Below are 12,809 nucleotides of genomic sequence, written 5' to 3' on the forward strand. Positions count from 1 at the left end.
CGCAACACCCCTACCAACAAGCCGCTCTCAGCACTTAGTAGCTTCCATGTAGCAGACGGATAAACCCCGCTTCCTTTGAAACAAGAGGGAAGCGGGGTTTAGCGTTATTAGAGACAGTGAAGATTGATCTAGATAGATAGTTTTCGTGAAACGCCTGTAGTTGGATTGAATGTGCTTCAGCGTTGCCTTAAAGGTCTAGCTACCTAGTGAGGATTAATGGCGGAACTGGCGCTCGAGCTCGGCCATGCGGGACTCGAACTCTTTGTCCCTTTCTTCCTCGCTCAATTTGGCCATATAGGCCTCCGGAGCGAGCCCGGTGGACAGGTAAATGATGCGGCCGGCCACGCTGACGCAGTGATCGGCGAAACGCTCGTAGTAGCGGGTCATTTGGGCAGTTTCCACGGCCTCGCGCACGCTTGCTTCCCACTCTCGATTCGTCAAGATGGACAAAAGGTAGTGGTTGATGTCATCTACCGCATCATCTTCAGAGGCCATCCGCAGGGCGGTATCGGGGTCCGGAGTCACTAAGATTTCGCGCAACATCCTAATCATGTCGTCGTTTAAGCGTGCGAGCTCCTCAAAATAGCCGATGTACTCTGCGGGCACCACGTTTTCTGGGTGGCGGCGGCGGGCAGCCGATGCCACGTGCTGGGCCAGACGACCCATGCGGTGGAGGTCTTCCACGATGTAGATGGAGGAGACGACCTGGCGGAGATCCTTGGCCATGGGATTTTCGAGCGCGAGCAGCAAGACAGCGCGCTCCTCGCAGCGGTTGCGGACTTCGTCCAGTTCCTCGCGCAAAGACATGGCCTCTTCAGCGGCGTGGAGTTCGGAGTCAATCAGCGCTTCAGAGGCGAGCTTTAAGGTTTTATGGACGATGTCGCACATGATAATGAGGTCGTGCGAGAAGCTATCTAGATGTTCGCGATATGCGGTGCGCATGTCGGAAATGATAGACCACTTTTTGGTCTAATGCTCGTTATGGCTTTATCTATCCGCCCGAATGCATAATTTCCGCACCTTCCGGAACAGTTGCGTCCTCTGGATCGTCCAGCCAACCCTCGGGTAGAACCACCTTGGCGGGTGAGCCTTGACGTCCACGTGCGCCATCCGCGTCGTCGGCAAGCGCCTGCGAATCGGCCCACGGTGCCAGCAATTCGCGCAGGTTATCTACCGAATCCACCCGCGAAAGGCCCGAGCGTACCTCGCCTCCCACGGGGAATCCGCGCAGGTACCAACCCACGTGCTTGCGGATATCGCGGCTGGACTGACGCTCGCCATCGTGCTGCGCCAGCAGCTCCGCATGCCTAATCATAATCTGCGTCACTTCGCCCAAGGTTGGCTCGGAAGGAATTGGCTCGCCACGCAGCTCCGCAGACAGTTCCGCGAAGAGCCACGGGCGGCCGAGGCAGCCGCGCCCGACGACGACGCCGTCGCAGCCCGTCTGCTCCATCATGGCGCGGGCATCGGTGGCTTTGAAGATATCGCCGTTGCCCAGCACCGGGATGCCGGTATCGGCCAGGTGCTCCTTGAGGCGTGCGATCTCATTCCAATCGGCGTGACCGGAGTAGCGCTGAGCGGCTGTGCGCCCGTGCAAGGCGACGGCCGCGGCACCCTCCTCCACTGCGATGCGTCCTGCGTCCAAGTGTGTGTGGTGCTCGTCGTCGATGCCCACGCGCATCTTCACGGTAACCGGAATGTCGGTGCCCTCTGTGGCCTTAACTGCGGCGGCGACGATGTTGCCGAAGAGTCGGCGCTTATAGGGCAGAGCTGAGCCGCCACCGCGACGAGTTACCTTGGGCACGGGGCAGCCGAAATTCATGTCGATGTGATCGGCCAAGTTTTCATCCACGATCATCTTTGCTGCCTTGTAGGTGTACTCCGGATCGACGGTGTACAGCTGTAGCGAGCGTGGATTTTCATCTGGCCCGAACGTGGTCATGTGCATGGTCTTTTCATTGCGCTCGACCAACGCGCGAGCGGTGACCATCTCGCATACATATAGTCCGGAGACCGTTCCGGTCTTCGCAATTTCTTGTTCCCGGCAGAGCGTGCGGAAGGCCACGTTGGTTACGCCCGCCATAGGGGCTAGGACAACGGGGGAGTTGAGCTCGATTTTTCCGATTGCAAGATTCACGCAGCCAATTGTGCTCTTTGGGCAGGTGGCGTGGCAAGTTTGGCGCGTCGTTGTGACGGGGGTGTGTAAGTTTGCGAAGTTTTCGGTAAAACCTCAACAAGTTCGCTAATGTGGTGCATGTAACTTAAAGGGGCTGATCGTGTCGTACGGTTGGCCCTATATATAAAGGAGGATTTACTTTGACCGATAGGATCGGATACGCGCCGTTTAAGGAACTTGTCGTTTCTGCTGAAGAAGCTGCAAAGTTTGTCAATCACGGTGACCGCGTCGGTATCTCTGGCTTTACCGGTGCGGGCTACCCAAAGGCGCTGCCTACCGCCATCGCTGAAAAGGCAAAGGCTGCACACGCTGCTGGTGAGGAATTCAAGATCGATGTCTTCTCCGGCGCTTCCACCGCACCGGATTGTGACGGTGTGCTGGCAGAGGCGGACGCATTGCGCTTCCGCTCTCCGTACAACTCCGATCCGACTCTGCGTAACAAGGCCAACGCAGGCGAGATTCTTTACCAGGACATTCACCTTTCTCACTCCGGCCAGCAGGTAGAGGAGGGCTTCTACGGCGATTTCCAGGTCGCAATCATCGAGGTTGTCCGCATCCTGGAAGACGGCAACATCATCCCGTCTTCTGCAGTGGGCAATAACCTGGAATACATCGAGGCTGCAGACAAGATTATTCTCGAGGTAAACACCTGGCAGTCCGAGAACCTCGAGGGCATGCACGACATTTACAAGATCGAGAAGCTGCCTAACCGCCAGCCAATCCCGATCACCAAGGTTGATGACCGCATCGGTACCCCGTACATCGAGCTGCCGACCGAAAAGGTTGTCGCAGTCGTTGAGACCAACGCTCCGGACCGCAACGCACCATTTAAGGCTCCGGATGAGGTGTCCGAGAAGATCGCTGCTAACTTCATCGAGTTCCTCGAAGGCGAGGTTGCTGCTGGCCGCCTAGAGTATGACAAGTTCATCATGCAGTCCGGCGTGGGTAATGTCCCTAACGCCGTGATGGCAGGCCTGCTGGAGTCCAAGTTTGAAAACATTCAGGCCTACACCGAGGTCATCCAGGACGGCATGCTCGACCTTATCGACGCCGGCAAGATGTCTGTCGCTTCCGCTACCTCCTTTGCACTTTCCCCGGAGTACGCAGAGAAGATGAACGCTGAGGCAGAGCGCTACCGCAAGCACATCATCCTGCGTCCGCAGCAGGTCTCCAACCACCCTGAGGTCATCCGCCGCGTGGGTCTTATCTCCTCCAACGGCATGATTGAGGCCGATATTTACGGCAACATCAACTCCACCAACGTTGGCGGCTCCCGCATTATGAACGGCACCGGCGGCTCCGGTGACTTCACCCGCAACGGTTACATCTCCACCTTTGTTTCCCCGTCTGTGGCAAAGGGCGGCGCAATCTCCGCGATTGTTCCTTTCGTTTCCCACACTGACCACACCGAGCACGACACCATGGTCATCATCACCGAGTACGGTGTCGCTGACCTGCGTGGTCTCGCACCGCGTGAGCGCGTGGAAAAGGTCATCGCTGTGGCGCACCCGGATTACCGTCCGCTGCTGGAGGAGTACTACGAGCGTGCTTCCGCCAACAAGTTCGTCCACACCCCGCACGATCTGAAGACTGCCTTCGACTTCCAGATCAACTTCGCCGAAAAGGGCGATATGCGCGGCTAAGCAAACTCAGCGGCATTTAGCCCCCTGACGAGCAAACATGACTGGCTCCCCGCAATAAAGTGGGGGCCAGTTTCGTTTCTTAAGCGGGGCCTACTAAAATGGTTTCGCGATGGGCCTTTAGCTCAGCTGGTAGAGCTACGGACTTTTAATCCGCAGGTCCCGGGTTCGAGCCCCGGAGGGCCCACATTTGATTCCCCTTGGTAAAGCCAAGGGGAATTTTTTATGCCCACCTTGTGCCTTGATATATCTCATTTATTTATGTAAGAATAGCCAAGCTTTAGGTATTAATATCATCTCTCCCTGTTCGGTGCTGAAAGCAAACTTTTGTTCAGGTAAGGCAAGTCTCTCTTGCCTAGTTCTCAGAAAGAGATGTGAAATCCGGTGAAGAAGATAGTCGTAGCAGGGCAGCCGGATCCGGACCTGGGTTCACGTTCTCTCAACAGGTGCTATGGGGGTTGGGATCGAGGTGGCTGGGGGCGTCAGGCTGCAGGCAACTATCATGCCGATATTCATACGTTTGATTGGAACCGTTTGACCATCAATTGGAGGAAAGTCGTATGGTAGATACGATTCGAGTTGATGCTTTAAAGATAAGACGTTCAAACAAAACAATTCTGGATATACCGCAGTTGACGATAGATGAACGTCCGACGCTTCTTCTTGGGGCAAACGGTGCGGGAAAGTCGACTCTTTTTTCCGCCCTGGCATCAGATTCTTCTCGGCACAACGGGGTCGTCTTAAGGGTGGGCTCTATATCGTTACTCGAGCAGAAATTCATGCCGATTGTGGGTTTCACTTCTGGAGAATACTGCGCTTATGTTGCGTGGCTGTTTGGTCAGGATAGGAAAATCGCAAAGAAACATAGCTTGGAGTGGCTAAACTTTGTTGATCTGTCGAGGGTTGCCGATCAGAGATGCGAAAGTCTTAGCGGAGGGGAACGCTCTAGATTGGCAATCGCTACAGCATTGAATTCTGGGGCGAAAACTCTGCTTCTTGATGAGCCTAGTGCGGCGCTTGATCCCCTTAGCAAGGAGCTCATTACAAAGATTTATCAAAAGATCGTGGAAATGGGGCATAATTTAGTTGTCTCCACCCATGATGCAGGTGAACTGCAGAAACCATTTGAGCGCGTTCTTGTCCTTGACAAAGGCAAGTTGCGATTCGATGGTTCAAGGTCAGAATTCATACATTTAGCATCAGAATTAGACGACAATCCAGTGCACAATCTCGCACGCTCTTTTGTGCGGAGGAGGAACGATGATGGTTCCTAGATTCGGATTCAGGCATTGGTTTCGACGCCCGTCATTGTGGATTTGTCTTGCTGGAATTGTTCTCAGTGCAGTTCCTATATCAGAGCTTGGGAAAACAGCCTATTTCCAGTCAAACGCTGCCCAATCTACTTTAGTGTTCGTTGTTATTGCTCCAGCGGTTTCTGCCGGAATGGCTTGGGAAGCATCACGTTTTCGCGAAATTGCGCAATTGGGGCGAAGCTCTGTAGTTCGTATCTTTAGAGACCGAATGCTTTTATGGTCGCTAGTTTTTCCCGTTGGCTACGTAATGGCTAACCTAGCCCAAAGTGCTGAATCGTTATCGTTCGCGTCCAAATTCTTTTGGATGATGCTGGCGTACTCATGCGTCGTAGGTATTTGCTGGGTGTTGATTGGAAGCGCACTTGGCTTTTCGCTTAAGCCTCTTATTTCTGTCTGTGCTGCGGTTGCGCTTGCATATACTTGGTATGCGATCGTTCCAGCCACTTCTCCGGGGGTTTTGAGGCATTTAGCTGGCGACTTCTTGGCGTGCTGTTCTCTGGATACAACGCTAGATGTGAAAGCAATCGGTATAGCAGTTGCGGGGATTGTGGGAGTGACGCTGCTCGTAGTTTCGGCTGCGGCTTTGCTTAGGCACCGAAGAAAGCTGTACATGGCAGCTTTGCTTTTAGGACTTCTGGCTATCGTAGGTTCTACGTTTTGGGCTCAGAAACTTACAGAATTTGGCCTTGTACAAAGGGACTCTGCGCAGATTGTCTGTGTTTCGGATGTCTGCGCGTGGCCGGAGGTTCCAAAAGAAAACATATTACTGAACATCCAGGCGCGGGAAGCCTTCTCTAAAATAGTGCCAGCTGAGTGGGGAGATTTCTCAAATCGACCGGTGGTGTGGGGAGATTTTTCAGAAGATCACTTAAGCCTAAGTAGCCAACCAACTCTGGAAGGAGTCGTTGGAGAGTTTGTGGATCAAGTCGGAACTGCGGAATTGATTCGTGCAAATGTGCAAATTTGTGGAATTCCGGCGAAAGATTTGGGAATTTCGGTTAGTGGCCTCCCTTGGGATCCTAACCGACAAGTTGACGTAAGCGATGTTGTTCAACGTATCGAGCAGTCGACCTGTGGAGTTAGCGGTTAGCCTGTGAAATCATTTGCGTTCTTGTACTTCCATGGTCACAGAGTTTTTGTGGTCTTGCTGATGATGTTGTTTATTGGTTTAGCTCTAGCCTTCTCTGAAGGCTGGCTGCTACGACTTCCCTGGCTTAGCGGCACTGCAGGGGTGAATGTCGGTACCATATGTTCATTTGCTTATGCGGCGTTGCCAGTAACTTTGTTCCGTAATCAGATTTCGGAGTTAGAAGCTCGTTCTCCAAGGAAGTGGTTAGTCGTAGACAGCACGCTTCTCGTTGTCTTGTGGAGCGTCCCTTGGGTATTTTCCCTGACCGGCGTAGGAAGCGTCAGGTTTGCTTATGTATCCACCGTCCTTATGGGAATAACATTTTTCGCAGGCAAATATTTGAACGTGGATACACTCGCATTGTTGCTTATAGCGCAACTCGTCTTGCAAACGGCTCTTTGGCTATCGGCATCCGAAACGAAATGGCGTTTTGTTCTTTTTGCCCTTGCTGTCCCGCCAGGCCATGTCCCACTTTTAATAAGTGGCCTTTCGCTCCTTGTGAGTATTCCTTCTTTGCACAAATTCAAACGGGCTGGAGCTTAGTCAGTGCCGGCAGGCTAGAACTGCTCCTTTCCCTGTCTAGGGGCAAGGGGGAGCTCATGCTCAATCTAGTCAGACCTTTGAAGTGTTGCTGAAGATTCGCATGATGTGTTGGTTGGGGGCGTTAGCTCTTAACCAGCTTGCGAATAGCCGTCATGGCTTCCTCGAGCTTTTCCTTGGCCAGTTCACCGTCTTCGGCAGCGGCACCGGCTACGCAGTGCTCTATGTGGTCTTGGAGGAGCGTTAAGGAGACATTTTCCAGCGCGGAGGTTACTGCGGAGATCTGTGTGATGATGTCAATGCAGTATTTGTCTTCTTCGATCATGCGGTGGATGCCGCGCGTTTGACCTTCGATGCGCTTCAAACGCGCCAAATACTTCGCTTTGTTTTTGCTGTCCGCGTTATACCCATGCACGTGAGGCTCATGGCAGGCGCAGGTATTTTGCTGGTCAGACATGGTTTTCTGCGTTCATCTAGGGGTTCCTTTCAGGGCGATTTTGTAACGCGCGATTACTCCAGTATATTTTTAAGGCGTTGCTCCAAGGCAATGGGCCCCCATCGTCTAGCGGCCTAGGACACCGCCCTTTCACGGCGGCGGCACGGGTTCGAATCCCGTTGGGGGTACGAAGCTTCTTGCTTCATGCCGACCTTTTAAAGGTCAAAATTCAATATGGCCCTGTGGCGCAGTTGGTTAGCGCGCCGCCCTGTCACGGCGGAGGTCGCGGGTTCAAGTCCCGTCAGGGTCGCCATATTGATAAGCCGGTTCCAGTGATGGAGCCGGCTTTTTCTTTTGCTTTCTTTCGTTTAAGTCCCCGCTCGAGATCTACTGGGGCCATCACTGTGTAGGGGTGAGTTGGGGTGGGGGAGTTGTTTCACCGGGGCGGGGCTTAGAGGCGCGGCGCGTGCTTCAAAAACGTCTTTATGGCGACGTAGAGGGCCGCTGAAGCCGTGAGGTGTGGCTCGGCTCGAAGAGGCGGCGTCGGCAAGCGCACGCGCCTTTACAGCGCCTTATATGGCTTGGCCTGAAATCTTTGCGTGTGCGCCTGCCTATATTTTGCGTTGCCTCATGCGGCCTTTTGAAAAACTGGTGCGCAAGAGTAGAGAAAACCGCAGTTAAACTGCAGATTTGTTTGATTTCAGCAACGTTGTGTAAAGTAACTATCCGTGCCCAATGAGGTACGAAAAATTGAAAAATGGCCCTGTGGCGCAGTTGGTTAGCGCGCCGCCCTGTCACGGCGGAGGTCGCGGGTTCAAGTCCCGTCAGGGTCGCCGAAGTCACTTGTGGCTTCTGGCCAGATAGCTCAGTCGGTAGAGCACACGCCTGAAAAGTGTGGGGTCGCCAGTTCGATCCTGGCTCTGGCCACAAATCAACCCCCTTCTGTAGAAGGGGGTTCTTTTGGTTTGCAGAAATGGTTTAATGGGCCACATGACTACTTCTGTTGCACACCAAACTGACGCCTCCCGTTTCGTAATTGCCGTCGATGGGGAAGAGGCCGGCTTCGCGGAGTACGTCGACACTGCAGAAACCCGCGATTTCCACCACACCGTGGTCCACGAGGGCTTCCAAGGCCAAGGCCTGTCCAAACCGCTCATCAAGGCCGCTCTGGAGGATGAATCCACCGCCGGCAAGCGCGTCATCGCCAGCTGTTCTGCCGTCGCGAGCTTCATCGAGAAGAACCCGGAATACCAGCACCTGCTCGAGAACTAAAACCTAAAAGTGGGCCCCACGTTCGTGTGGGGCCCACTTTGCCGCGCTTGGCGACGTCGCAAAGCAACAGCTAGATGTAATAGTCGGGGTCGACGAGCTTGATGCGCTCTTCCTTCTTACGCGGACGGTTCTTTGCTGGAATGCCAATAGCAATGTGCTCTGCTGGCACATCCTTGGTGACAACTGCGTTTGCGCCAATAGCAGAGCCCTCACCGATGGTGATGGGGCCTAGCACCTTAGCGCCAGCGCCAATCGTGACGTTGTCTTGGACAGTGGGGTGGCGCTTGGTTTGGGTGAGCACCTGGCCGCCCAACGTGACGCCGTGATAGATCATCACACCCTCGCCGATTTCGGCGGTCTCACCAATGACGATTCCCATGCCATGGTCGATGAAGAACCGACGTCCAATGGTGGCTCCAGGGTGGATTTCGATTCCGGTCCAGAAGCGATTGATTTGCGCAAGGATGCGCGCAGGGCCGCGCCAACCGCGCTTCCACATCCAATGACAGATGCGGTGCACCCAGATGGCATGCAGGCCAGAGTAGACTATGGCGTTCTCCACATCTCCTCGGGCCGCGGGATCATGGTCACGGGCATTCGCCAAATCCTCGCGAATCATCTTTAGGACGTTCATGTGGTACATACTACTGGCAAAGAAAAAGCACCCACCAACAAGATGGGTGCTTTTCATTCAAACGACAGGAAAATTATGCCTCGCGGATGTCCTCAAACAGGACGGTGGAGACATAACGCTCACCAAAGTCCGGCAGAACCGCAACGATGGTCTTGCCCTCGAACTCTGGGCGAGCAGCCAGCTTGAGTGCTGCGGAGATGTTTGCGCCGGCGGAAATGCCCACCAGTAGGCCTTCCTCGGTAGCTAGCTTGCGGGAGGTCTCAATTGCCTCTTCGTTGGTGGCGGTCATGACCTCGTCGAGCAGCTCGCGGTCTAGTACCTCTGGGACGAAGTTTGCGCCGATGCCCTGAATCTTGTGCGGGCCAGCGTGGCCTTCAGACAAAACAGGGGAGTCAGCCGGCTCGACGGCAACTAGGTGGAGGTCGGCATTCTTGGACTTCAGGTAGCGACCAACACCGGTGACGGTGCCGCCGGTGCCGACGCCGGCGACGAAAGCATCAACCTTGCCTTCGGCGTCGTTCCAGATCTCTGGGCCGGTGGTTGCCTCGTGGATCTTCGGGTTTGCCTTGTTGGCGAACTGGGAAGCCAGGATGGCGTTGTCGTTGTTGGCGATGATCTCATTCGCCTTGTCGACGGCGCCCTTCATGCCGGCTGCACCTGGGGTCAGGACGATCTCTGCGCCATAAGCACGCAGCAGCACCTTGCGCTCGTTGGACATGGTCTCCGGCATGGTGAGGATGACCTTGTAGCCAAGGGTGGCGCCAGCGAAGGCGAGCGCGATGCCGGTGTTGCCGGAGGTGGCCTCGACGATGGTGCCGCCCGGCTTGAGCTCGCCGGCTTCTACCGCGGCGTCGATAATAGCCTTGCCAATGCGGTCCTTAACGGAGTTAGCAGGGTTGAAGGATTCGACCTTCACCAGCACCTCTGCGCCGAGGCCCTCCGTCAGGCGGTTCAGGCGAACCAGTGGGGTATTGCCGATGGTTTCCAGAATGTTGTTGTAGACAGCCACTTTGAGGACTCCTTGGAAAATATCTTCGTGCGTACCCTAGCTACTGTACACCACGCTACTAGACAAAGCGGTACATAGCTTCTGAACCGATCATTCGGGCACTGGCTGTGGGATTTGGATCGCGCTTTGGCAGTAAGGCGATTTATTCTTACCCCCATTGGCCGGTTATACTGCGGGGAACGTGTTCTTTTACCCCCGAATCGCATGGTGGGTATGGGTGCACCTACTGGTTACCCCCAACTAGGAGAGAGATTCTCATGGAGCCGCATCGCCTCAAAGATGACGACGAAGCCGTACGCGCCGCACTGTCTTCCCTGAAGACCGCAACCGGCATTCCCGTCACGATGTACGGAACCCTGCTTCCCGATAATCGTCTGCAGATCACCCAGTGGGTCGGCCTGCGCACGCCGGCTTTGCAAAACCTGATCAGTGACGCCGGAGTCGGAGTGGGCGGCCGTGTTGTCAGCACGCGCCGTGCAGTAGGTGTTTCGGACTACGCTCGTGCGACCACCATTTCGCATGAAAATGACCGCTACATCCAGGACGAAGGGCTGCATTCCATCGTGGCTGTTCCGGTCACGGTGCAGCGTGAGATCCGCGGTGTCCTCTATGTCGGCGTGCACTCTCCGGTACGCCTGGGAGACAAGGTTATTGAGGAAGTAACCATGACCGCCCGTTGTCTGGAGCAGGATTTGGCGGTTAATTCCGCGATGCGCCGCGCCGATGGCGGTAAGGGCGGCGCTGCCCGCGGCCACGTCATGAATGGCGCGGAGTGGGAGCAGGTGCGCTCCACGCACTCCAAGCTGCGAATGTTGGCTAACCGCGTAGACGACGAGGATCTGCGCAAGGAACTTGAGGCTTTGTGCGATCAGATGGTTTCTCCGGTCCGCGTTAAGCAGTCTACGAAGCTTTCCGCCCGTGAGCTTGATGTCCTGTCTTGCGTGGCGCTTGGCCACACCAACGTCGAGGCGGCTGAGGAAATGGGCATCGGTGCAGAGACCGTGAAGTCCTATTTGCGCTCTGTGATGCGCAAACTCGGTGCGCATACCCGTTACGAAGCGGTCAATGCCGCTCGCCGTATCGGCGCATTGCCCTGATATACATGGTTCTTCTACCCGGATGCCCCTGAAACTTGCAGAAGTTTTTCAGGGGCATCCGGTAGTTTAGGAAGATGTGAAAGACCAATTTATTGTCTCTGGTGGTGCACGGCTCGAAGGCACGGTTGTGGTTGATGGCGCGAAAAACAGCGTCCTGAAGCTCATGGCCGCCTCGCTTTTGGCGGAAGGCACCACGACGTTGACCAACTGCCCGCAGATTCTCGACGTCCCGTTGATGCGCAAGGTTCTAGAAGGCCTAGGCTGCGAAGTAACTATCGACGGCGACGTCGTTACGATTACCGTCCCCGAAAAGCTCCACTCAAACGCGGACTTCGATGCTGTACGGCAGTTCCGCGCTTCTGTTTGCGTGCTGGGTCCGCTGACCTCTCGCTGCGGTCATGCGAAGATTGCCCTCCCCGGTGGCGATGCCATCGGTTCGCGCCCGCTGGATATGCACCAATCGGGTCTGGAGAAGATGGGTGCACGTACCCATATTGAGCATGGCGCGGTAGTAGCTGTGGCCGATGAGCTCCACGGCGCCAACATTCGCTTGGACTTCCCATCCGTCGGTGCAACCGAGAACATTCTTACCGCCGCTGTCCTCGCAGACGGTGAGACCGTCTTGCGTAATGCAGCCCGCGAGCCAGAGATCGTTGATCTTTGCATGATGCTCAAGGAGATGGGCGCAGATATCGAGGGCGAAGGCACCTCCACCATCACGATCCGCGGCGTGGAAAAGCTGCATCCCACTGAGCACAAGGTAATCGGTGACCGTATTGTTGCCGGTACCTGGGCATATGCTGCAGCGATGACGCAGGGGGATATCACTGTTGGCGGTGTCGCGCCCCGTCACCTGCACCTACCGCTGGAGAAGCTGAAGTCCGCTGGTGCCGAAATCGAAGATTATGACAACGGTTTTCGCGTTCGCATGAACGGCCGACCAGCTGCGGTGGATTACCAAACGCTTCCGTTCCCGGGCTTCCCAACTGACTTGCAGCCGATGGCGATTGGCCTTTCCGCCGTTGCCGAAGGCACCACGGTCATCACGGAGAACGTCTTCGAGTCGCGATTCCGCTTCGTGGATGAGATGCTCCGTCTCGGCGCCGATGCGCAGGTGGATGGCCACCACGTTGTTATTCGTGGTCAGCAGCGACTTTCTTCCACCCATGTTTGGAGCTCCGATATTCGTGCCGGCGCTGGGTTGGTGCTCTCTGCATTGTGCGCAGATGAAGTAACCACCGTTCACGATGTCTTCCACATCGATCGTGGCTACCCGAACTTCGTTGAGAATCTCTCGCGTTTGGGCGCTGACATCAAGCGCACCCAGGAGCCGGAGACGTACTAAGCGCTTTACGACGCCCTGTTTATCCCCAGTATGCACCTAAAAATGCGGTGTGTACTGGGGATTTGTGTTGTTTGTGGGGTGGGGGCTAAATTAATCCAGGTCGCAACGAGTTGGCCGAGAGGTTAACTAAGTTGTGGTTCGGATGAATTTTTCTTCACGGATTTGACATTGGTTGAATCGGTGGGTAAGTTATTCCGAGTCGCTTCGAGAGCGAGGAG

The 12,809-nt window shown here is 55.2% G+C and carries 12 protein-coding genes and 5 tRNA genes; 12 read left to right on the forward strand and 5 right to left on the reverse strand.

The window, feature by feature from the left end; translation table 11 throughout:
• Nucleotides 1–213: 213 nt before the first annotated feature.
• Together phoU and dusB are read right to left on the reverse strand one after the other, a co-directional pair.
• On the reverse strand, nt 214–942 hold the full coding sequence (phoU, locus tag HMPREF3158_RS05935) for a phosphate signaling complex protein PhoU (RefSeq protein WP_062037340.1): 729 nt from the start codon (nt 940–942) through the stop codon (nt 214–216).
• Nucleotides 943–991: 49 nt separating this feature from the next.
• The gene (dusB, locus tag HMPREF3158_RS05940; RefSeq protein ID WP_062037343.1) at nt 992–2,137 is read right to left on the reverse strand and encodes a tRNA dihydrouridine synthase DusB; all 1,146 of its coding nucleotides are present in this window, start codon (nt 2,135–2,137) and stop codon (nt 992–994) included.
• A 179-nt stretch (nt 2,138–2,316) separates the two neighbouring features.
• Between dusB and HMPREF3158_RS05945 the strand changes: the two genes are divergently transcribed.
• From HMPREF3158_RS05945 to HMPREF3158_RS12760, 5 genes are all read left to right on the forward strand, one after another.
• Nucleotides 2,317–3,819 carry an acetyl-CoA hydrolase/transferase family protein gene (locus HMPREF3158_RS05945; protein ID WP_061924487.1) on the forward strand — a complete coding sequence of 501 codons (1,503 nt, stop codon included), beginning with the start codon at nt 2,317–2,319 and terminating at the stop codon, nt 3,817–3,819.
• A gap of 111 nt (nt 3,820–3,930) precedes the next feature.
• Nucleotides 3,931–4,003 (forward strand) — tRNA-Lys (locus tag HMPREF3158_RS05950).
• A 373-nt stretch (nt 4,004–4,376) separates the two neighbouring features.
• Complete coding sequence (locus tag HMPREF3158_RS05955; RefSeq protein WP_062037347.1) at nt 4,377–5,090, forward strand: ATP-binding cassette domain-containing protein; 714 nt, start codon at nt 4,377–4,379, stop codon at nt 5,088–5,090.
• Nucleotides 5,077–6,219 carry a hypothetical protein gene (locus tag HMPREF3158_RS05960; RefSeq protein WP_141741013.1) on the forward strand — a complete coding sequence of 381 codons (1,143 nt, stop codon included), beginning with the start codon at nt 5,077–5,079 and terminating at the stop codon, nt 6,217–6,219. Before HMPREF3158_RS05955 ends, HMPREF3158_RS05960 begins: the two co-directional genes overlap by 14 nt.
• A gap of 3 nt (nt 6,220–6,222) precedes the next feature.
• On the forward strand, nt 6,223–6,801 hold the full coding sequence (locus HMPREF3158_RS12760) for a hypothetical protein (protein ID WP_141741014.1): 579 nt from the start codon (nt 6,223–6,225) through the stop codon (nt 6,799–6,801).
• Between the two features lie 121 nt (nt 6,802–6,922).
• On the opposite strand, the gene HMPREF3158_RS05965 is transcribed toward HMPREF3158_RS12760, so the two are convergent.
• Nucleotides 6,923–7,255 carry a metal-sensitive transcriptional regulator gene (locus tag HMPREF3158_RS05965; RefSeq protein ID WP_062037355.1) on the reverse strand — a complete coding sequence of 111 codons (333 nt, stop codon included), beginning with the start codon at nt 7,253–7,255 and terminating at the stop codon, nt 6,923–6,925.
• Nucleotides 7,256–7,349: 94 nt separating this feature from the next.
• On the opposite strand from HMPREF3158_RS05965, the gene HMPREF3158_RS05970 reads away from it, so the two are divergent.
• The 5 genes from HMPREF3158_RS05970 to HMPREF3158_RS05990 all read left to right on the forward strand — a co-directional run bounded on the left by HMPREF3158_RS05970 (nt 7,350) and on the right by HMPREF3158_RS05990 (nt 8,506).
• A tRNA-Glu gene (locus tag HMPREF3158_RS05970) sits at nt 7,350–7,422 on the forward strand.
• 48 nt (nt 7,423–7,470) lie between these two features.
• Nucleotides 7,471–7,547, forward strand: a tRNA-Asp gene (locus HMPREF3158_RS05975).
• Nucleotides 7,548–7,993: 446 nt separating this feature from the next.
• Nucleotides 7,994–8,067 (forward strand) — tRNA-Asp (locus HMPREF3158_RS05980).
• A 21-nt stretch (nt 8,068–8,088) separates the two neighbouring features.
• Nucleotides 8,089–8,161: transfer RNA gene (locus tag HMPREF3158_RS05985), tRNA-Phe, on the forward strand.
• Nucleotides 8,162–8,215: 54 nt separating this feature from the next.
• The gene (locus HMPREF3158_RS05990) at nt 8,216–8,506 is read left to right on the forward strand and encodes a GNAT family N-acetyltransferase (protein ID WP_061924476.1); all 291 of its coding nucleotides are present in this window, start codon (nt 8,216–8,218) and stop codon (nt 8,504–8,506) included.
• A 70-nt stretch (nt 8,507–8,576) separates the two neighbouring features.
• On the opposite strand, the gene epsC is transcribed toward HMPREF3158_RS05990, so the two are convergent.
• Nucleotides 8,577–9,140: a serine O-acetyltransferase EpsC gene (epsC, locus tag HMPREF3158_RS05995; RefSeq protein WP_096337004.1), complete on the reverse strand. Its 564-nt coding sequence runs from the start codon at nt 9,138–9,140 to the stop codon at nt 8,577–8,579.
• 73 nt (nt 9,141–9,213) lie between these two features.
• Nucleotides 9,214–10,149: a cysteine synthase A gene (cysK, locus tag HMPREF3158_RS06000; RefSeq protein ID WP_062037359.1), complete on the reverse strand. Its 936-nt coding sequence runs from the start codon at nt 10,147–10,149 to the stop codon at nt 9,214–9,216.
• Between the two features lie 257 nt (nt 10,150–10,406).
• On the opposite strand from cysK, the gene ramA reads away from it, so the two are divergent.
• Complete coding sequence (gene ramA / locus HMPREF3158_RS06005) at nt 10,407–11,246, forward strand: acetate metabolism transcriptional regulator RamA (protein ID WP_061924468.1); 840 nt, start codon at nt 10,407–10,409, stop codon at nt 11,244–11,246.
• Between the two features lie 76 nt (nt 11,247–11,322).
• Entirely contained in the window at nt 11,323–12,591 is a 1,269-nt protein-coding gene (gene murA / locus HMPREF3158_RS06010) for a UDP-N-acetylglucosamine 1-carboxyvinyltransferase (protein WP_070497737.1), read from the forward strand.
• Nucleotides 12,592–12,809: the final 218 nt, after the last annotated feature.

Origin of the sequence: Corynebacterium sp. HMSC06G04 (assembly GCF_001807365.1) — a bacterium.
Taxonomy (GTDB): Bacteria; Actinomycetota; Actinomycetes; order Mycobacteriales; family Mycobacteriaceae; genus Corynebacterium; species Corynebacterium simulans.